The sequence below is a fragment of the Parasutterella muris genome (genome assembly GCF_009767915.1).
Classification (GTDB): Bacteria; Pseudomonadota; Gammaproteobacteria; order Burkholderiales; family Burkholderiaceae_F; genus Parasutterella; species Parasutterella muris.
Window position 1 is genome coordinate 14,656 of sequence record NZ_WSRP01000008.1, and the last position, 18,651, is coordinate 33,306.

An 18,651-nucleotide genomic window follows, 5' to 3' on the forward strand; every position below is an offset into this window, starting at 1 on the left:
TTGAAACGAGAAAAAGACAAGTTTGAGCAGCTCCTCATGGAGTCCTTCTACGCGGCGATAGACGCGGCAGATCCTCATAAGGTGGTTGCGCCTCATATTCCAACAACGTTCGCCGGCGATGTCATTGTGGTCGGGGCGGGAAAAGCGGCTGCCAGCATGGCTGCGGCTGTAGAGGAGGCGTGGCCGGAAAAAGAACTGTCCGGCGTTGTCATTACCCGTCACGGACATTCGGAAAAAACCAAGAAGATCACAGTGCTTGAGGCATCTCATCCGATTCCGGATCAATCCAATCTGGATGCGACAAAGCGCATGATGGATCAGCTTGATCGGCTGAAAGAAGGCAGCATGTTGCTGGCGCTTCTTTCCGGAGGAGGCTCCAGCCTTCTTTCGCTTCCGGTGGAGGGTGTCACGATTGAAGACATTCGCAAAGTGACGGAAGATTTGCTGAAGTCCGGAACAAGCATCGATCATATTAATGCGGTACGCAAGCATGTGTCCCAAGTTAAAGGCGGACAGCTTGCGCTGGCGGCTCGAGCCAAGGGTGCCGAGGTTCTCTCACTGATCATTTCCGATACCGTCGGAGATAATCCGTCAGATATTGCTTCCGGCCCGTGTGCGGAAGATTTTTCCACTTATGCGGATGCGCTTTGGTATCTCAGTCAGGCTAAAGTTGAGGCGCCGGAATCCATTCTCAAGCACTTGCGCAACGGTGCCCGCGGCGCCATCCCCGAGACGCCGAAGATTGGCGACGTCCGTATGCGCGGCGTGAAAAACAAGATTATCGCCAATTCCTTTAAGGGACTGCAGGCAGCTGCGGCGTTCTTTAAGGAAAAAGGAATGCGTCCGGTTATTGTCGGAGACGGAATCTCGGGAGAAGCGAAAAAAGTCGCTCAGCAGGTTTCCCGCAAAATCCGTCTTGAACTCTCCAAGCCGAGACGCAAGCCGGTGGTTCTGCTTTCCGGCGGTGAGTGCACTGTGACGCTGACGGGACGACGCATTGGCAAGGGAGGTCCCTGCTCGGAATTTCTGCTTGCGCTCGCGCTCGAGCTTGAAGGCAATCCGATATACGCCATTGCGGCTGATACGGACGGCGTTGACGGCAACGGAGAGGCCGCAGGCGCAATTCTCAGACCGGACACGATGGAAAAAGCCAAGGAACTCGGACTTGATCCGCAGAAGTATCTTGAAGAGCATAACGCTCAGGAGTTTTTTGAAAAACTGGGCGATCTCTTTGATACCGGTCCTACGAGAACCAACATTAATGATTATCGTGTGGTTCTTATCCCGTAGAGGAAAAATTTTCAGGCACCCGAGAGCGCAGTCTCCCGGGTGTTTTGCTTATTGCGGAAGGTTCGATGCCTGAGCACGCAAGAGTTCGGGAAATTCGCGCACTTCAATTTAGAATAGACGAAATTACTTTAACCTCAACTAACCTAACTTCGGAGGAAGCTGCATTGCAGCCCTGATGACTGCGGCAGCATAAAAAAATGAGTCAGACGTCCATGTTTCGCTTAGACGCATCCAGAGCCCTGTCGGATTTTCGTACTGAAAGACTTCTTGAGAAAATTCGCCGTATCGCGCCTGACGCGGTCACACTGAACACTCGGTTCATCCATTTTGTAAAAACGGACGGCACCCTGTCGGCTTCTCAGTTCGAAACCATGCAGTCCATTCTCACTTACGGGGAAGAGGCGATTCTTACTTCCGCAAAAGAGAAATTCATGGTGATTCCCCGTCTCGGAACAATCTCTCCCTGGGCATCCAAAGCGACCGATATTGTCCGCAACTGCGGCCTGACAAATGTGCTTCGCGTGGAAAGAGGCACCTGCTTTGAGCTGATCATGAAGGACGATAAGCGCCTGAGCGAAGAGCAGAGAGAAAAAATCGCAGCCGTGATTCACGACCGCATGACTGAAAGCGTGGTGGCTCCGGACGTGGCTCCGGAAGTGGTTTTTGCTGAGGCTGAAGGACAGCCAATGCGCAGCGTTGACATTCTTACGGAAGGCAGAACTGCGCTGCAGAAGGCCAATGTTGAGCTGGGTCTTGCGCTCAATGATGACGAAATTGATTACCTCATCGACGCATTTACGAAATTGAAACGCAACCCGACGGACGTCGAGCTGATGATGTTCGCTCAGGCGAACTCCGAACACTGCCGACACAAGATTTTCAATGCGAAGTGGACGATTGACGGCAAAGACGAAGACAAGAGTCTTTTCGGCATGATTCGCGAGACGCACAAGAATCATCCGCAGGGCACGATTGTCGCTTACTCTGACAATGCCGCGGTTTTCGAAGGCGAAGAAGTTCCCCGCATGTATCCCCGCGGAAACGAAAACTCCGAGGGCGGCCGCGAGTACATTACGCAAAACGAGCGCACTCATTCCGTTTTCAAGGTTGAAACGCACAATCACCCGACGGCGATCTCTCCCTTCCCGGGCGCCTCTACAGGTTCGGGCGGAGAGATTAGAGATGAAGGCGCGACCGGCCGAGGCGCTCGTCCGAAAGCGGGTCTGACAGGATTTACCGTCTCTTCTCTGAGAATTCCCGGCGCGGTGCAGGGTTGGGAAAATGACAAAGACGTCAGCGGCCCCTCGAAGGACGCACCCTATTACGGCGCTCCCAAACGCATGGCTTCGGCTCTGGATATCATGGTCGAAGCGCCTCTCGGCGGAGCTTCCTTTAACAACGAATTCGGCCGTCCGAATATTCTCGGTTACTTCCGCGCATTTGAAGCCAATGTCGGCGGACGCCGTTACGGCTATCACAAACCGATCATGCTTGCGGGCGGTATCGGCAACATTCGAGACGATCAGACACACAAGCTGGCGCTTCCTCCGGGAACGCTTCTTGTGGTTCTGGGCGGCCCGGGAATGCGTATCGGCATCGGCGGCGGAGCAGCCTCTTCGATGGGCGCCGGGGCCAACAGTGAATCTCTGGATTTTGCCAGTGTGCAGCGCGGCAACCCCGAAATGGAGCGAAGAGCTCAGGAAGTGATCGATCGCTGCTGGGAAGCGGGTCTTGAGAATCCGATTCTTGCGATTCATGATATTGGCGCAGGCGGCTTATCCAATGCGATGCCTGAGCTTGCCGATCTTTCCGGTAAGGGCGCGAAGCTGGATCTGAATAAGGTGCCGATCGAAGAAAGCGGCATGAGCCCGCTGGAGATTTGGTGCAACGAGTCGCAGGAGCGTTATGCGCTTGCGATTGATCCGAGCCGTCTGAAAGCTTTTGAAGAGTACTGCAGGCGTGAGCGCTGCCCCTATGCGATTCTCGGCGAGATCTCCGAAGATGATGAACTTGTTGTGACGCGCTCGGAAGGAGAGGAGCCCGCGGTCGATATGCCGATGAGCGTGCTTTTAGGCAAGACACCCAAGATGCACCGAGTCGCAGAGCATGAAAAAGTTCAGTCGATGAAGGCGTTGAAAGACGCGGATACGAAAAAAGCCCTTTACGAAGTGCTGGAGCACCCGACCGTAGCCAGTAAGAAATTCCTGATTACTATCGGCGACAGAACCGTCGGCGGTCTTGTTGTCAGAGACCAGATGGTCGGGCCTTGGCAGGTTCCTGTATCCGACGCCGCAGTGACCGCAGTTTCCTATGAAAGCTTACGCGGTGAAGCGATGGCCATGGGCGAGAAAACGCCTCTGGCGGTATCCAACGCGGCAGCGGCGAGCCGTATGGCAATCGGCGAAGCGATGACCAATATCGTCAGCGCGGATGTGGATCTTGACCGTATTATTCTTTCTGCCAACTGGATGGGCGCCTGCGGCGTTCCCGGTCAGGACGCGGCATTGTTTGACGCGGTTAAGGCGGCAAGCGAATTCAGCCAGAAACTTGGAGTCAGTATTCCCGTCGGTAAGGATTCTCTCTCGATGAAGACTGCCTGGAAGGACGAAAGCGGAGAAAATAAGAATGTGATCTCTCCGGTTTCCCTGGTGGTTTCGGCAGCGGCTCCGGTGTATGACGTGCGTGACAATCTGCTTCCGATGTTTGCCGAGAATGTTCTTGACAGCTCGCTTCTGCTGATTGACCTCGGACGCGGTCAGGATCGACTTGGCGGTTCGGTTTACTCGCAGGTGACACAGAGATTTGATTCCGTTACGCCGGATCTGGACGATGCGGAAGACTTAAAGAAATTTATGCGTGTCATTCGCTCTCTTGCGGAAAAAGGCGCGATTCTTGCCTATCACGACCGCAGCGACGGCGGCTTAGCGGCGACGCTGTGCGAAATGATGTTCGCAAGCCATGTCGGTGTCGAAGTGGTTGCCGACGGTCTTGTGAAAGACGGCAAGACGCTCAATGAAGCGCTCTTTAATGAAGAGCTCGGCGCGGTGATTCAGGTGACCCGCGGGCGTTCTTCCGAAGTCGTGAAAGCGTTTGAAGCTGAAGGCCTTCAGGATACTCTGATGTATCTTGGCAACCTGATTCCGGAAGAAAATCTCAATATTTACCTGGAAGGCAAGTATGTTCTCTCCGAAGAGAGAGCCAATCTGCAGAAGGCCTGGTCCAAGGTTAGCTGGCAGATTGCCCGTATGCGGGACAATCCGGAATGCGCTGACAGTGAAAATGATCTGATTTCCGACCCGCATCACGGCGGTCTTACACTTGCGATGGGTTTTGATCCTGAAGAGAACATTGCAGCCCCGTATATCAATACGGGCGTCCGTCCGAAGGTTGCCATTCTGAGAGAGCAGGGCGTAAACAGCCAGAATGAAATGGCGAGCGCGTTTATGCAGGCCGGATTTAATCCGGTTGACGTCCATATGACTGATCTGCTTTCCGGCAGAGCGAACCTTGCCGAATTTGTCGGCCTTGCCGCATGCGGCGGATTCTCCTACGGCGACGTTCTCGGAGCAGGCGGCGGATGGTCTAAGACCATTCTGCACAATGCCGGACTTCAGAACATGTTCCGCAGATTCTTTGAAAACCCGAACACATTTACGCTCGGTGTCTGCAACGGCTGCCAGATGGTTTCTCAGCTCAAGAACTTAATCCCGGGCGCCGCTCATTGGCCGACTTTTGAACGCAACTATTCAGAGCAGTTTGAAGCGCGTCTGGTCAATGTGAAGGTTATGGATTCTCCGTCGATTTTCTTTGCCGGAATGGCCGGAGCGATGCTCCCGATTGTCAACTCTCACGGTGAGGGGCGCGCGTATTGGAAAAATCAGGAAGACGAGGCTGAGGCGATTGCAGCGGCTTGTTATGCGGATTCCAAACAGATGCCGACAGAAGTTTATCCTCTGAATCCCAATGGTTCGCCCATGGGTAAGACGGCATTTACGACACCGGACGGCCGCGCGACGATCATGATGCCGCATCCGGAGCGCAGCTGGCGTGCGGTGCAGCTCTCATGGCGCTCTCCTCTGCTGAAGGATGTATCGCCGTGGGCGCGCATCTTCCAGAACGCACGAGTTTGGGTCGGTTAAGTCAAAACTATTCGTAAGTCCCGTTTTTACGGGTCATTACGCACAAGGTGTTTCAGAGCGGGCGGTCAAATAGGCCGCCCTCTTTCTTTGCGTGTAAACTTTCGGAAAGCATTATCAATAACGCAGGCCTGCACAGAGCTTTGGAGCTTTTAAGGAGCAGGCTTGTTTAGGAATTTAAATGGACGAAACAAAAACTGAGCAGGACAACATTCTGAATGATCCTAATCTTGGCGAGATTTTCCAGCTCGCAGTGATCAACAGCAAACCGCCGAAACGCGAAAAATTCGATTGGGCAAATTTCAAACCGCAGGCAGTGAAGTCTGCAGAGGATCTTCCTTCCTATCTGGTTTTCGGACCTCTCAATCACGGCACTCTGATTATCAATGCGGACGGTTTCAATGCGGAATGGTCCGATCCTGAGCAGAAGGCGAAGATTGTGCTGAATTGGAACTCGAAGACGCACAAGTACACCGCCTCTCAGGTTTGGGACGGTGAAGAGGGAAGCGCCACACAGCAGGATGACACAACGCCTCTGATTCAGGTTTTTGCTATGCTTTACGAAGACGGTTTTCCGAAGAACTGGGACGCGAAAGCAAAAGAGCAGTTCGAAGGGAAGTACTATCTGACCTGGCTTGAAGGGAACGAGCGTCTTCCGACTTATTTCGCGGCTCCCGACGGAGTGTTCCGTGTCATCAGTTTCCCGGTGATGATCAAGAACCTGAGACACGCCCGTACCATCCTTGAACACATTTCTGCGGAAACGCCGAATTACGGATTCTTTGCGACTGCGACCCTCATGCAGCAGGATGTGTACTACAAACTCGGAACAGCTCCTGACTGGACAAGAGACATTGCCATGTGCATGACGCAGTCGATCGGTGAAACCGGTCTGATTCCTCAGGATATTCCGAGAACGGAAGAGATCGAAGGCGCTCAGTGGAATCATCTGGTACGCGACGCGATGATGCTTCACGTCTTTGTGCCGTTTGCCGGAATGAGAGACATGCTTCAGAAGCTCTCTGAGAGTCCGATGCCGATCATTGAGCGTACGGACGCGCCGATCCGCCGCGACCTGCTCCCCGTTGTGTCGCCGCAGGGCCTTCCTGAAAAGCTCAATTCCTTCACGCTTGACGATACGATTCAGGGAATTCGTGTGACGTATACCTTCCTTGCTCCGGAGATCGCGCTTGACGATCTGCTGACACTGGATTCGAACAGTCAGATTGATCGCCTGGAAAAGTTCTCAGACGCCATTCTTGATCAGCTGTCAGCCGACGTGGAAGAAGCTAAGCGCAAGGCCGAAGAAAAGCCAAGAATCGTCACGGAGTAGTAGCGGATGATTTAGCGGCCGACCGCAGAGCGGCCGGTAGAGAATGCAGCAGACGCTCACTGCAAAGAAAGCAGTGGGCGTTTGTTTTTACGGTGATTAATACAAAAAACCGGCGCTGAGACAACGCCGGTTAATTCAGTCAGAAGCGCAAAGTGCGGCTCAGCTTTTTACGATTCAGACTGGTTGCCGATGGATTTAACTTCCAGACCGAACATAACGCCTGTCCAGCCGTCGAAGATCAGTTCGATTGCGACGAAGATACCGAAGATCCAAACGGAGCTCTGAGGCCATCCCCACCACAGGCAGACGCCAAGCAGCAAAGAGACAATTGCCGAGAAGAGCATCAGTCCCCAGCCTTTCGCATCGGTATTTCTGAACGCGACCCAGCACTTAATCAAGCCCACGGCAATGAAGTAAGAAGCGAGGAACAGCGTGAGTGTTTCAGTACCGGCGACCGGATAGAACATCAAGAGCAAACCGGTTAACGCGGTCAGCAGTGCAAGAATGATCGCTGCCGTTCTTGCGCCCCATCCTTCAGCCTTCCAGAAAAGGGCGAGTCCTGTGCCGCCGCTCACCAGAAGCATGGCGCCGATGAAGATCGTGACACCGATGGAAAAGGCGATCGGAGCAAACAGACCGATAGTTCCCAGGACGATGCTGAAGATACCCCAGCCTATGATCCCGTTCGCATGCTGCTTAAGAGGAAGAACCAAATCTTTTTTGACGCGACCGTTGATATTGTTGTTGTCAGACATTTATAGCCTCCTAATGTTTGATGAGGTAATGATGGTTCAAACAAGAGGGAGGCTGTTGGATTATCGGACCACTATGGGCGCCTAATCTGATCGATGGAAGTCTTGAGTGTCCGCAGAGAAATTTGAACTTCTAGGACGAAAAACACCGTGGAAACCACGATAAATACGACGGCTGTCAGAAGGATCGTTGACTTCCAAACTTCAAAATTCAGATTCCAGAGATGTTCCAAAATGGTGACAAGAACCAGAATTCCGGCAAATGCGGCTGAGGTGGTCACTGCGAGAATGGCGTTCTTCAGCAAATGGCTTCTTTCATAAGTAAGTCGAATCGCCTGCTCAAGAATCGGATCGGTTTTAGGCGCTAGTTTGCGGCGTTCTTTTAAAAGCGCTCTGACTCTGTCCGTGGTGTAGTTGTAGCGGGTAGTCATGGCGAGCAGCAGTAAACCGACGCCTGAGATCAGCGTGATCGGTGTTAAAGCATCGGAGAGCGTAACGGCATACGAAATCATTGTGCACTCCTACTGCGGATGGTCATGGTGGTGAACGGACAGCCCGATCGCTCTGACGGAAATTTGAACCTCGCCAACGTAAATGCAGCTCGAAAGTACAATGAAAATAACGGAGGCTAAAAGCATCAAAGATTTGGTCAGAGACAGATCAAAATCAAAGAGACGTTCTATGACGATTGCCAGAATCTGCAGACTGCTGAACGCAGCGGAAATCATCAGCGTCAGAATTCCGTTTTTCAGAAGACTTGCGCGCTTGAAAATCAGGTCTATGGATTGATCGATTTCTTCATGAAGATCTTCGGGTTCGGCCGCTCTTTCCGCAAGGAGCTGTCGGATCCGTGAGGCGGCATGGCAGTAGCGCGCCGACATTGAGACCAGGAGGAGTCCTACTCCGGAAATCAAAGTAACGGGCGCCAGAGCATCCGAAAGTGTTGCACTGAATTCGAGCATTATCCTCTCCAAAGAATCTGCTGAAATTGTAAGCCCGCCTCCTATGACCGTCACTATTTTGATGACGAACTTTGAGCGGTGAGGCGCCCGAACTCTAAAATATCGAGTTATTTAATTTGTATCCGACTCAATTTACATGACTCAATCAGCTTTGGAGAGGCTCTCTCAGGACGCCATTATTATTTGTTTTGACTACGGTCTGGCACGGATCGGTGTTGCTATCGGCAATATGCTGACAAAAACAGCTCGGCCCCTGAGGATCATTTCCTGGAAAACAAATGAGCAGAAGTGGAAAGAAATCACAAGTCTGCTTTCAGAATGGACACCTGCGGCGATCGTGGTTGGCGTGCCTCGGCATGCGGATGGAGAACCGAACTCGATGACAGCAACCTGTCAAAAGTTTGCCAATCAGCTGGAAGGCAGATTCCATCTTCCTGTCGTGCGCGAAGATGAAAGATTCAGCTCAGTTGAGGCAGAAAGAGAAAACTCCGGGGCGGACTATATTGATGATGAGGCCGCGGCTGTTATTCTGGAACAGTGGCTGAGAAGAAAGGAACAGTAATGAAAAAAATTAAAGGCAGCGCTCGCTTCCTGAATGTGGTGATGTATACGCTCGTTTGTTTATTTCAGGCCTATACCGCGTTTCAAAAAGCGGATCAAAAGAGCAAAGGAAGGATGCTCGCTTTCTACACAAGGCGTGTTTTAGAGAAGGCCGGCGTCAAGTGCCGCTACGAAGGCAGCGTGCCCGAGTCACTGCACGAGTGCGGTGTATCCGATGAAGCGCCCGCATGCATTGTGGTGTCCAATCATGTCTCATGGCTGGATATCTTCACGCTGGACTCTCAGATTCCGTCTCGGTTTATTGCGAAAGCCGAAATCGCAAAATGGCCGATATTCGGGCTGATTGCGCGCGCGATCGGAACACTTTTTATCAATCGTTCGAGCAAGCGGGCGATTCTCAAGATTAACGACGACATCAGAGGAGCGCTCTGCAATCGCGAAACGGTGGCAATTTTTGCTGAGGGTACGACGACTTTCGGCAATGAGCTGCTGCCGATTAAATCCAACTTTTTAGCTCCTGCGGCCGAAATAGGCGCGGTGGTTCGTCCGGTCGTGCTGGTTTATATGGATAAAGGCAAGCCTGCAAAACAAGCGGCTTTTGCCGGCGACGTCACCTTGTTCGGTTCACTGTGGAATGTGGTCACTATGGAGGATGCGTATGCGGTTGTGCATTTTCTGGAACCGATCGTTCCGACACCGGAAATGACGCGCCATGACATCGGCAGGCTCTGCCAGGAACGAATGCGGGCCAAACTCAAGGAAATTTGGGGCAACGAATACAAGGACGGCGACGCAGACGGTGCGTCCGTGCTTGCCAAGGCGATTGCGAACGGCTGAACCAGAGAAAATCTTTGGAACAGAAGCCGAATGATATTAGAATTCGATTAGCTCAACTGAGTAAACCTAATACCGATATGAAACCTGTAAGAAAAGCCGTATTCCCTGTCGCGGGCCTTGGCACCCGTTTCCTTCCTGCTACTAAGGCGATGCCTAAAGAAATGCTCCCCATAGTAGATAAGCCTCTTATTCAGTATGCGGTTGAGGAAGCCGCTGCTGCGGGCATCACAGATATGATTTTCATCACGGGTCGTCATAAGAGAGCGATCGAAGATCATTTTGACAGCGCTCCCGAGCTTGAACGCGATCTGAAGAGCAAAGGAAAGAACGCGCTGCTTGCGACCCTGAAAGCGGTGGTTCCGCCGGGAATCAATTTCATCTTTATTCGTCAGCCCGAGCCGCTCGGGCTTGGTCACGCGGTTCTGTGCGCAAAACCCGTGGTCGGTGACGAACCTTTTGCCGTTATTTTGGCCGACGACCTGATTGACGCGAAGAAACCGGCGATTTCTCAGCTCATCGCTGCAAGAGCGGAAAACAACGGCGGCAATGTTCTGGCTGTTCAGACAGTTCCCCGCGAGATGACGAAGCAGTACGGTATTGTTGAAGTCGACGATGAACACGAAGTTTGTCCGAAGATCTCTTCAATTGTTGAGAAACCTGATCCGCAGACGGCACCGTCCACTCTTGCGGTGATCGGACGCTATGTTCTTGAACCTGAAATTTTCGACAGCCTTCAGCACATTGACCGTGGCGCCGGCGGTGAAATTCAGCTGACGGACGCGATCGGAAGAGAAATCCCGAAGGGAAACACTCTGGCCTGCCGTTATGAGGGCGAGCGCTTTGACTGCGGCTCCAAGCAGGGGTTCCTGAACGCCACAGTCCATTACGCCAGAAAAGAAGGCTATCGAATTATCTAGCTTTCTCTTACTTTACGGAGCAGTTTCGTAGTGCTCCGATCAAATTCGAACGCTGCGGTGACAACCTTGCCGCTGTAGCTGTGAACGATCTTTGCTTCCGGCAGATCTTCAATTCTGTAATCTCCGCCTTTGACGTAAATGTCCGGGCGGAGTTTTCTTACGATTTCAAGCGGCACCTTATCCTTGAAAATGACGACGTTGGACACGCTTTCCAGGGCGGCGAGGACCGCAGCGCGGTCCGCTTCAGGGTTGATCGGACGATCCGGGCCCTTGCCGAGCTGACGAACCGATGCGTCGCTGTTGACTGCGACGACCAGGCTTGCGCCGAGCGCTCTGGCCTGCGCAAGGTAGGTGACATGTCCGCGGTGCAGGATGTCAAACACACCGTTTGTCATAACGATGGGGTGCGGAAGCTGTTCGTGAAGACTTTCGAGCTGATCCGTGGTTACGATCTTCTGTTCGAATGCGGGTGGCGGAAGATGTTGACTCATAATAATTTAGCGGCGGAAAGCAGATTATCTGCGGTCTCGTGTTCAGTACTGCAGTCGGGGAAGGGGTGCGTGCCGTCTTTTTTGACAAGAATGCGTCGGGGGACACCGGCTCTGGCTCCAGCCTCGATGTCCGAACATTTGTCTCCGATGATGACGCTCGCGGCAGGATCAATATTCAGGTCCTGCGCGGCGGCAAGAATCATTCCTGGTTCCGGTTTGCGGCAGGTACATGCTTTGAGGTAGGGAGCAAATGCGCCTGTCGGATGGTGCGGACAGAAATAGAGCGCACCGATTGCGGCGCCGGAAGCTTCCAGCACGCCAGCCATCCAAAACGTCAGTTCAGAAAATTCATGCAGGCTGTATTTTGCGCGCCCGATGCCGCTCTGATTGGTGACGATAACCGGGACAAAGCCTTTATCCCTAAGAAGCCGAATGCCTTCGATCGCGCCGGGAATGAATTCAAAGTTTGATCGGTTTCCGACATAGGCGTGATCAATGTTGATCACGCCGTCTCGGTCTAAAAAAGCGGCTTTTATTGGGTTTTCGGAACGCTTGGTGAAGATAAAACGATATTTCATTTCACTTTATCGAGCAGATGCAGCATGTAAGCGCGTGTGCCTTCCTGAACGGACTTAAACTGAACTTCGCACCCGGCTTCACGAAGGTTTGTCAGATCTGCCTGTGTGTAGGCCTGATACTTGCCGACCAGAGCTTGCGGGAAGGGAATGTATTCGATTTCTCCCTTCATCACGGCTTCTTCAAGTGTGAGTGCGGGTTTGCCGTCGGCTTCGCGCAGTGTGTTCACCACAGTGAGCGCGACATCGTTGAAGGGCTGAGCGAGACCCGTACCGCAGTTGTAGATTCCGGTGATTTCTTTATCGAGGCAGAAGAAGTTCACTTCCACCACATCGTCCACGTACACGAAATCGCGCATCTGAGCACCGTTCGCGTAGCCGAGGCAGCCCTCAAAGAGTTTTACCTTGCCTTCGGCGCGGTACTGGAAGAACTGATGGTATGCGACGGAAGCCATACGGCCTTTGTGCTGTTCGTGCGGACCGTAGACATTGAAGTATCTGAGTCCTGCGACTGGGGCTCTCAGACCGTACTGCATTTCACGACGAAGCACCTGATCAAAGAGATATTTAGAGTAGCCGTAAACATTCAGAGGTTTTTCGTAGCGGACGTCTTCTTTGAAGATGCTGGAGGCGCCGTACGTTGCCGCCGAGGATGCGTAAATAAACGGGATTCGTTCGCGCTGGCACCAGCGGAATAAGTCCACGGTGTAGCGGTAATTGTTCTCCATCATGTAGCGACCGTCGAGTTCCATTGTGTCCGAGCATGCGCCTTCATGGAAAACGGCTTCCGGTTTGGCGATCTTTCCGGCTCTGACGAGTTCAATGAATTCGGTCTTATCGAAGTAGTCGGAAATCCGATTGTCAGCAAGATTAGTGAACTTGTCTGATTTTTTCAGATGATCGACTGCGACAACATCGGTGAAGCCTCTTTTGTTCAGTCCGGCAACGATATTTGCTCCGATAAAGCCGGCGGCGCCGGTGACAATAAAACTCATGTTTAGCCTCTTCGTTTAGAGATTTGGAAATAGTTCTTCGGGTGTAACCGTGGCCGTACCGACTTTGCCGACCACGATGCCGCCCGCCTTATTGGCGATCTTGACGGCGGTGTGCCAATCGTATCCGGCGGCAAGCATGACGCCGAGTACGGAAATGACGGTATCGCCGGCTCCGGAAACATCGAATACTTCCCGAGCACGTGCGGGAACAGACCAAGCGCCGTTGTCATCAAAAAGCGTCATGCCTTCTTCACTGCGTGTCAGAAGGATTTTCTCAATATTGAGCTCTTGGCGCAGATTCTGCGCGCGGTTCATCAGATCTTCTTCGGAATTCCATTGACCGACGACCTGCGCCAGCTCGTTGCGATTTGGTGTGATCGCGGTGGTATTGGCGTAGCGGGAGTAGTCCGAGCCTTTCGGGTCGACCAGTATGGTTCTGCCGAACGCGCGGCCTTCAGCGATCATGTGTTTAATGCGGTCAAGTCCGCCCTTGCCATAGTCGGAAAGGATGACAACATCATGGTCGGGGAGAAGGCTTGAAAATCGGTTGGAGTGCTGTTCAAGTGCGGAAGGAGCGATTTCTGACTCAAAGTCGGTACGCAGCATCTGCTGATGGCGCGCGAGAATGCGCAGCTTCAGCGTAGTGGTAAAGCCCGCAACCCGATACAGGCAGGGACGAACGCTGCATTCTTCAAGCAGGTCCATGATCTTATTGCCCGCTTCGTCTTCCCCGATGATTGCCAGAAGGGACGTCCGCGCCTTCAGACTTGCGGCGTTTCGTGCCACATTGGCGGCTCCTCCGAGACGATCTTCGGAACGAGTGACTTTGACAACGGGGACCGGTGCTTCAGGAGAGATTCTGGACGCGTCTCCGAACCAGTATCGATCCAGCATCGCGTCGCCTACGACAAGCACGGAAGAATTTTTAATGGCGTCTAGGTTAATGTCCCGAAGTTCCATGATTTATCTGTCTTGATACACTTTAATTTGCTGATTTTAGCGCCTTCACTGCGGCCTGAGCTCTCATCAGACCGATTCCGAGATTAGAATCCTTGTATCACCGTTAGGGAACATACAAATGACTGAAAAAATTTCACGCTCTATATTCAAGGCATATGACATCCGAGGCATTGTTGACAAGACACTTACCGAGGAGGCCTGCGAGCAGATCGGTCAGGCGCTTGGAACGCTTGCCCATGAGAAAAAAGTTGAAAAAATTTGTGTCGGCAGAGACGGCAGACTCAGCGGCCCAAGGCTTCAGAAGGCTTTGATTAAAGGAATTCGCAAGGCCGGAGTCGGTGTTTATGACATCGGAGCGGTTCCAACACCGGTACTCTACTTCAGCACGGTTTACCTGAATACAGGAAGCGGCGTGGCGATTACCGGCAGTCACAATCCTCCCGAGTACAACGGTCTGAAAATGATGCTTGCAGGCGAGACGCTCTTTGGAGACGGTATCGCTGCTTTATATGACCGCATCGTCAGCGGCGACCTCTACACGGCTTTGAACGAAGGCTCTTACAAAGAAGTGGATGTTGTTCCCGCCTATATTGAAAAGATTCTTTCCGATGTAAAACTTTCCCGTCCGATCAAAGTCGCGGTGGATGCGGGCAACGGTATTGCCGGTCCTCTTGCGGTGAAACTCTTAACCAAGCTTGGCGCGGAAGTCACCGAAATGTTTACTAATGTAGACGGGAACTTCCCGAACCACCATCCGGATCCGTCCAAGCCCGAAAATCTGGTGGATCTTCAGGCTCAGCTTAAATCCGGAGACGAAGAGATCGGTGTTGCGTTTGACGGAGACGGTGATCGTCTCGGTGTTGTAGCCAAAGACGGAGAAATCATTTTCCCGGATCGCCAGGCGATGCTCTTTGCGGGTGATATTCTTGCGCATAAGAAAGGCTCGGTTATTGTTCACGACGTTAAGTGCACACGAAACATCCGTCCGTTCGTGGAGTCAAGAGGCGGCGTCTGCGTGATGTCCAAGACCGGTCACTCGCTGATTAAAGCGAAGATGAAAGAAGTGAATGCGGATTTCGCCGGTGAAATGAGCGGCCATATCTTCTTCCATGACCGCTGGCCCGGATTTGACGACGGTGTTTACGCCGCGACAAGACTGCTTGAAATCGTGACGCGTTTTGATGACGCGAATAAGCCGCTCAAAGATCTCCCGAACGCGGTTTCTACTCCGGAACTTCAGATTCCGACCGAAGAAGGCGAGAATTTCACGCTGGTTGAGAAACTCAGCAAGAACGCGAAGTTTGATGATGCGAAGGACATTATTCGTATCGACGGTATTCGCGTTGAGTGGGATGACGGCTTCGCTTTAGCAAGACCGTCCAACACGACTCCGGTTGTTGTACTTCGTTTTGAGGCCGACACTAAGGAAGCGCTTGAACGCATCATGAAGCGCTTTAAAGAAGAGATTCTGAAAGTCGCTCCCACAGCGAAAATTCCTTTCTGATTTTCACGGCCGGTCATGAAAATTCTGATTGTTAAGACAACCTCCATGGGAGATGTTGTTCATGCGGTACCCGTCATAGCGGATATCAGGAAGCATTTCCCGGAGGCGAAAATCGATTGGCTGGCCGAAGATGTTTTTGCGGACATTCCCCGTTTGACGAAAGGAGTAGATGAGGTGCTCGTCTGCTCTGTTCGCAAATGGAAAAAAAGTTTGCTGAACTCAGAAACTCGAAAACAGATTTCCGCCTTAAAGTCCGCTTTAAGGCAAAAAAAATATGACTTAGTCATTGATCTGCAGGGCCTGATCAAAAGTGCTGTTCTGGCCTCCTGGACTCATGCTCCGGTTGCCGGTTATGACCGATCATCGATTAAGGAGCCGCTGGCGAGCTTCTTTTATCACTCTAAATTCTCTGTCAGCCGACAGCTCTCCGCGGTAGAGCGGTGCCGCAGTCTGGCTGCCCTTGCGCTCGGTTACGAAATCCCGTCTGACGCTCCTCAGTTCCTGTTTCAGTTCACAGAACAGAAGAGTGAAGCGCCCTTTGTCGTTTTTTACTGCAACACAAGCCGAGAGACTAAGCTTTGGCCGGAAGATTACTGGATAGAGCTTGGCCGAATCATTTCCGAGCGCGGTTATCGAATTCTTCTGCCTTGGGGTTCCGAAGCGGAAAAGTCGCGCGTTGAAAGAATCAGTCAGGGAATCGGCAGTACATCCTGCGTGCTTCCTAGGATGTCCATCGGTGAGCTCATGAATAAAACTTCAGGTGCAAAAGCGGTTGTCGGATTGGATACCGGGATGACGCATCTGTCGTCCGCGATGGGTATTCCGACGGTAGGCATCTTTCGTGATTATCCGATAGAGCTCGTGCCGCTTATGGGAGAAGCGAAGAAGAAAGCGCTTGGCGGCGTTGGAAGCTGCCCGAGCATTGAGAAGGTGGCTGAAGCTTTTGAAGAGGTGCTGTCATGATGATTCCGCGTCCTGTTTACAGTGCGCTTTTGTATATAGCGGCGCCTTTTGCGATGTTTTATCTTTCCAAGCGCGCAAAGAAGCAGCCGGAGTATTCCGAGCATTGGGATGAGCGCTTTGGAACGGCCCATTATCCCCCGGTCACGCCGGGCCGCACGCGCATCTGGATTCACGCGGTATCCGTGGGCGAGACAAGAGCGACATTTTCCCTTGTGGAAAGTATTCTCCGAAAGTGGCCTCAGGTTGACGTTTTATATACTCATATGACGCCGACCGGCAGAGAGGTTAGTAAACAATTCGGCAAGAAATTCGGCTCCCGCATTAGTCAGGTCTATCTGCCTTATGACACGCCGGCCGCGATGAGAAAATTTATTCGTCAGACTCAGCCCTCGCTTTGTCTGCTGATGGAAACAGAGGTTTGGCCAAACCTGACATATACGGCAAAGCAGGCAGGGCTGCCTGTTGTGCTGGCAAACGCGCGCCTGTCTCAGCAGTCTTTAGATAAAGGTAAAAAGGTCGGCAGTCTGATTCGTGACGCGATGTCGCGTCTGACACTGACGCTTGCTCAATCGGAAGAAGATGCGGCCAGACTGAAGGAAGCCGGATGCCGAGAGGTTAGAGTACTCGGCAATCTGAAATTTGATTACGAGCCCAATCCTGTACATGTGCGCACCGGACGAGAGATTAGAAAGCTCTCCGAGCGCAAAATTCTGACCTTTGCGAGTTCTCGCGATGGCGAGGAAGCAAGCATGCTTTCCGCGCTTAAGGAAGCGAAAGCGAACGGTCGGCTCAAAGACACGGTTTTCCTTTTGATTCCCCGTCATCCCCAGCGCTTTGGAGAGGTGCTGGAACTCATTCGAAAATCGGGCTTCACAGTAGAAAAACGGTCGGATATCCGTGACTGGAAAAAAGTTCTTTCACTGAGCGAAGGCCCGGACGTGGTGCTCGGTGACAGTATGGGAGAAATGGCCTTTTACTATGCGCTCTCAGACGTTGTCCTTATGGGCGGAAGCTTTGGAGACTACGGATCGCAAAGTGTGATTGAGCCCTGCGCCATTGGAGAGGCGGTGATTGTCGGTCCGAGCATTTATAACTTTAAGTACATTATCGAAAAGGCCCGTGAAGAGGGTGCGATTCTGAGCGTTCAGGATCTGGGTCAGGCTTTGCAGCGCGCTGACGAGCTTCTCTCGGACAGCGGTAAAGCGGCTTCGGTTGGCGCTGCGGCGGCCAAATTCGCGCAGGTCCAAAGAGGTGCGGCTGAGCGGACGATCGCGGTGATCGATGAGCTTATGGCGCAGAAGAAAGATACGAATCTTAATAAATTCAATGCAGAAACAATGGAGAAGAAATGATGCAGACTCAGCATCCTACCGTTCTGACTATCGCAGGTGTTGACCCTTCAGGCGGCGCCGGTATTCTTGCTGATATTAAAACGATGAGCTCTCTTGGTGCCTATGCGACGGGTGTTGTCACAGCGGTGACTGCGCAGAACACCGTCGGAGTTCAAGGGGCGCTTCCGATCCCTACCGATTTTGTAGTGCGTCAAATTGATACGCTTTTTGAAGATGTCCACATTGACTCTGTAAAAATCGGGATGCTTTTTGATTCGAATCTGATTCGAGCGATTGCGGAACGTCTTCGTTACTGGAAGCCGCGCTTTATCGTCCTTGATCCGGTGATGGTGGCTAAGAGCGGCGATGCGCTGCTGACAAGAGAAGCGATTTCCACACTGAGAGAGGAACTTCTTCCGATTTCCACAATCATTACGCCGAATCTTCCGGAGGCGGCAGAGCTTCTTCAGGCGGTTGATATTACGGATGATGATCAGATGGAAGAGGCTGCCAATGATCTTTGGAAGATGAAGGGCTGCACCGGCTGGGTCTATCTCAAAGGCGGTCATCAGGAGAATGTGGATCATTCGATGGATTTGCTTTATGACGGTCGCCACATGATTCGCTACAGCGCTGAGAGAACGAATACGAAGAACACACACGGGACCGGCTGTGCGCTGTCTTCGGCATTAGCGGCGCTCCTTCCGGTTTCTTCCGATATTCCAATGGCGGCAAGAGAAGCCAAGCGTTACATTACTCAGGCGATCATTCATGCGGACGAACTGCACATCGGTCACGGTCACGGACCGGTGCATCATTTCTACGCTCAGTGGAGATAGTTTTACAAATAATTACATAGAAAAAGACTCTCGACTTGCCGAAGTTGAATTTCGTGTGTAATATTCAACCTCCTAACGAAACAGCGTTAGCACGGCGAATTAGCTCAGTTGGTTAGAGCAGAGGAATCATAATCCTTGTGTCCGGGGTTCAAGTCCCTGATTCGCCACCAGATACCCATCCGAGAGCCAAAAAGCTCTCGGATAT

Annotated in this window: 17 protein-coding genes and 1 tRNA gene; 11 read left to right on the forward strand and 7 right to left on the reverse strand. The window is 52.2% G+C overall.

The annotated features are described in order from the left end of the window. The 3 genes from E5987_RS03545 (at window position 1) to E5987_RS03555 (ending at window position 6,759) form a co-directional block, all read left to right on the forward strand. A complete protein-coding gene (locus E5987_RS03545; RefSeq protein WP_160334715.1) occupies window positions 1–1,290 on the forward strand; it encodes a glycerate kinase type-2 family protein in 1,290 nt (429 codons plus the stop codon). Between the two features lie 197 nt (window positions 1,291–1,487). Next, window positions 1,488–5,429, forward strand: a complete 3,942-nt coding sequence (gene purL / locus E5987_RS03550) for a phosphoribosylformylglycinamidine synthase (protein WP_160334716.1) — start codon at window positions 1,488–1,490, stop codon at window positions 5,427–5,429. Between the two features lie 178 nt (window positions 5,430–5,607). Next, window positions 5,608–6,759, forward strand: coding sequence for a hypothetical protein (locus E5987_RS03555; protein WP_160334717.1), 1,152 nt, complete (start codon window positions 5,608–5,610; stop codon window positions 6,757–6,759). A gap of 167 nt (window positions 6,760–6,926) precedes the next feature. On the opposite strand, the gene E5987_RS03560 is transcribed toward E5987_RS03555, so the two are convergent. The 3 genes from E5987_RS03560 to E5987_RS03570 all read right to left on the reverse strand — a co-directional run bounded on the left by E5987_RS03560 (window position 6,927) and on the right by E5987_RS03570 (window position 8,473). Further along, window positions 6,927–7,514: an HdeD family acid-resistance protein gene (locus tag E5987_RS03560; RefSeq protein WP_160334718.1), complete on the reverse strand. Its 588-nt coding sequence runs from the start codon at window positions 7,512–7,514 to the stop codon at window positions 6,927–6,929. 71 nt (window positions 7,515–7,585) lie between these two features. After that, complete coding sequence (locus tag E5987_RS03565; RefSeq protein ID WP_160334719.1) at window positions 7,586–8,023, reverse strand: DUF2721 domain-containing protein; 438 nt, start codon at window positions 8,021–8,023, stop codon at window positions 7,586–7,588. Window positions 8,024–8,032: 9 nt separating this feature from the next. Beyond that, entirely contained in the window at window positions 8,033–8,473 is a 441-nt protein-coding gene (locus tag E5987_RS03570; protein ID WP_160334720.1) for a DUF2721 domain-containing protein, read from the reverse strand. A gap of 136 nt (window positions 8,474–8,609) precedes the next feature. Here E5987_RS03570 and ruvX point away from each other — a divergent pair, with 136 nt between their 5' ends. The 3 genes from ruvX (at window position 8,610) to galU (ending at window position 10,788) form a co-directional block, all read left to right on the forward strand. After that, entirely contained in the window at window positions 8,610–9,035 is a 426-nt protein-coding gene (gene ruvX, locus E5987_RS03575) for a Holliday junction resolvase RuvX (RefSeq protein WP_160334721.1), read from the forward strand. Beyond that, the gene (locus tag E5987_RS03580) at window positions 9,035–9,871 is read left to right on the forward strand and encodes a lysophospholipid acyltransferase family protein (RefSeq protein WP_160334722.1); all 837 of its coding nucleotides are present in this window, start codon (window positions 9,035–9,037) and stop codon (window positions 9,869–9,871) included. Before ruvX ends, E5987_RS03580 begins: the two co-directional genes overlap by 1 nt. A gap of 77 nt (window positions 9,872–9,948) precedes the next feature. Further along, complete coding sequence (gene galU, locus E5987_RS03585) at window positions 9,949–10,788, forward strand: UTP--glucose-1-phosphate uridylyltransferase GalU (RefSeq protein ID WP_160334723.1); 840 nt, start codon at window positions 9,949–9,951, stop codon at window positions 10,786–10,788. Here galU and rfaE2 read toward each other — a convergent pair. From rfaE2 to rfaE1, 4 genes are read right to left on the reverse strand one after another with little or no spacing between them, the layout of a single operon-like run. Further along, entirely contained in the window at window positions 10,785–11,279 is a 495-nt protein-coding gene (gene rfaE2 / locus E5987_RS03590) for a D-glycero-beta-D-manno-heptose 1-phosphate adenylyltransferase (RefSeq protein WP_160334724.1), read from the reverse strand. The genes galU and rfaE2 overlap by 4 nt on opposite strands. After that, complete coding sequence (gmhB, locus tag E5987_RS03595) at window positions 11,276–11,857, reverse strand: D-glycero-beta-D-manno-heptose 1,7-bisphosphate 7-phosphatase (protein ID WP_160334725.1); 582 nt, start codon at window positions 11,855–11,857, stop codon at window positions 11,276–11,278. Before gmhB ends, rfaE2 begins: the two co-directional genes overlap by 4 nt. Beyond that, window positions 11,854–12,849 (reverse strand): ADP-glyceromanno-heptose 6-epimerase, encoded by a 996-nt coding sequence (gene rfaD / locus E5987_RS03600; protein WP_160334726.1) that lies wholly within the window; start codon window positions 12,847–12,849, stop codon window positions 11,854–11,856. Before rfaD ends, gmhB begins: the two co-directional genes overlap by 4 nt. A gap of 15 nt (window positions 12,850–12,864) precedes the next feature. Beyond that, the gene (gene rfaE1, locus E5987_RS03605; protein ID WP_160334727.1) at window positions 12,865–13,809 is read right to left on the reverse strand and encodes a D-glycero-beta-D-manno-heptose-7-phosphate kinase; all 945 of its coding nucleotides are present in this window, start codon (window positions 13,807–13,809) and stop codon (window positions 12,865–12,867) included. 118 nt (window positions 13,810–13,927) lie between these two features. On the opposite strand from rfaE1, the gene E5987_RS03610 reads away from it, so the two are divergent. The 5 genes from E5987_RS03610 (at window position 13,928) to E5987_RS03630 (ending at window position 18,616) form a co-directional block, all read left to right on the forward strand. Continuing rightward, on the forward strand, window positions 13,928–15,313 hold the full coding sequence (locus tag E5987_RS03610) for a phosphomannomutase/phosphoglucomutase (RefSeq protein ID WP_160334728.1): 1,386 nt from the start codon (window positions 13,928–13,930) through the stop codon (window positions 15,311–15,313). A 15-nt stretch (window positions 15,314–15,328) separates the two neighbouring features. After that, window positions 15,329–16,276, forward strand: a complete 948-nt coding sequence (waaC, locus tag E5987_RS03615; protein WP_160334729.1) for a lipopolysaccharide heptosyltransferase I — start codon at window positions 15,329–15,331, stop codon at window positions 16,274–16,276. Then, window positions 16,273–17,628: a 3-deoxy-D-manno-octulosonic acid transferase gene (locus tag E5987_RS03620; protein ID WP_160334730.1), complete on the forward strand. Its 1,356-nt coding sequence runs from the start codon at window positions 16,273–16,275 to the stop codon at window positions 17,626–17,628. Before waaC ends, E5987_RS03620 begins: the two co-directional genes overlap by 4 nt. Next, the gene (thiD, locus tag E5987_RS03625; RefSeq protein ID WP_160334767.1) at window positions 17,628–18,446 is read left to right on the forward strand and encodes a bifunctional hydroxymethylpyrimidine kinase/phosphomethylpyrimidine kinase; all 819 of its coding nucleotides are present in this window, start codon (window positions 17,628–17,630) and stop codon (window positions 18,444–18,446) included. Before E5987_RS03620 ends, thiD begins: the two co-directional genes overlap by 1 nt. Before the next feature lie 93 nt (window positions 18,447–18,539). Further along, window positions 18,540–18,616, forward strand: a tRNA-Met gene (locus E5987_RS03630). The last annotated feature ends 35 nt before the right edge of the window (window positions 18,617–18,651 follow it).

Excerpts from the sequence above, each read along its gene's own strand:
- gmhB (WP_160334725.1), bottom strand. The coding sequence starts at position 11,857 with ATGAAATATCGTTTTATCTTCACCAAGCGTTCCGAAAACCCAATAAAA.
- rfaE2 (WP_160334724.1), bottom strand. The coding sequence starts at position 11,279 with ATGAGTCAACATCTTCCGCCACCCGCATTCGAACAGAAGATCGTAACC.
- E5987_RS03565 (WP_160334719.1), bottom strand. The coding sequence starts at position 8,023 with ATGATTTCGTATGCCGTTACGCTCTCCGATGCTTTAACACCGATCACG.
- E5987_RS03610 (WP_160334728.1), top strand. The coding sequence starts at position 13,928 with ATGACTGAAAAAATTTCACGCTCTATATTCAAGGCATATGACATCCGA.
- rfaE1 (WP_160334727.1), bottom strand. The coding sequence starts at position 13,809 with ATGGAACTTCGGGACATTAACCTAGACGCCATTAAAAATTCTTCCGTG.
- E5987_RS03620 (WP_160334730.1), top strand. The coding sequence starts at position 16,273 with ATGATGATTCCGCGTCCTGTTTACAGTGCGCTTTTGTATATAGCGGCG.
- galU (WP_160334723.1), top strand. The coding sequence starts at position 9,949 with ATGAAACCTGTAAGAAAAGCCGTATTCCCTGTCGCGGGCCTTGGCACC.
- ruvX (WP_160334721.1), top strand. The coding sequence starts at position 8,610 with ATGACTCAATCAGCTTTGGAGAGGCTCTCTCAGGACGCCATTATTATT.
- purL (WP_160334716.1), top strand. The coding sequence starts at position 1,488 with ATGAGTCAGACGTCCATGTTTCGCTTAGACGCATCCAGAGCCCTGTCG.
- E5987_RS03560 (WP_160334718.1), bottom strand. The coding sequence starts at position 7,514 with ATGTCTGACAACAACAATATCAACGGTCGCGTCAAAAAAGATTTGGTT.
- thiD (WP_160334767.1), top strand. The coding sequence starts at position 17,628 with ATGCAGACTCAGCATCCTACCGTTCTGACTATCGCAGGTGTTGACCCT.
- rfaD (WP_160334726.1), bottom strand. The coding sequence starts at position 12,849 with ATGAGTTTTATTGTCACCGGCGCCGCCGGCTTTATCGGAGCAAATATC.
- E5987_RS03555 (WP_160334717.1), top strand. The coding sequence starts at position 5,608 with ATGGACGAAACAAAAACTGAGCAGGACAACATTCTGAATGATCCTAAT.
- waaC (WP_160334729.1), top strand. The coding sequence starts at position 15,329 with ATGAAAATTCTGATTGTTAAGACAACCTCCATGGGAGATGTTGTTCAT.
- E5987_RS03570 (WP_160334720.1), bottom strand. The coding sequence starts at position 8,473 with ATGCTCGAATTCAGTGCAACACTTTCGGATGCTCTGGCGCCCGTTACT.
- E5987_RS03580 (WP_160334722.1), top strand. The coding sequence starts at position 9,035 with ATGAAAAAAATTAAAGGCAGCGCTCGCTTCCTGAATGTGGTGATGTAT.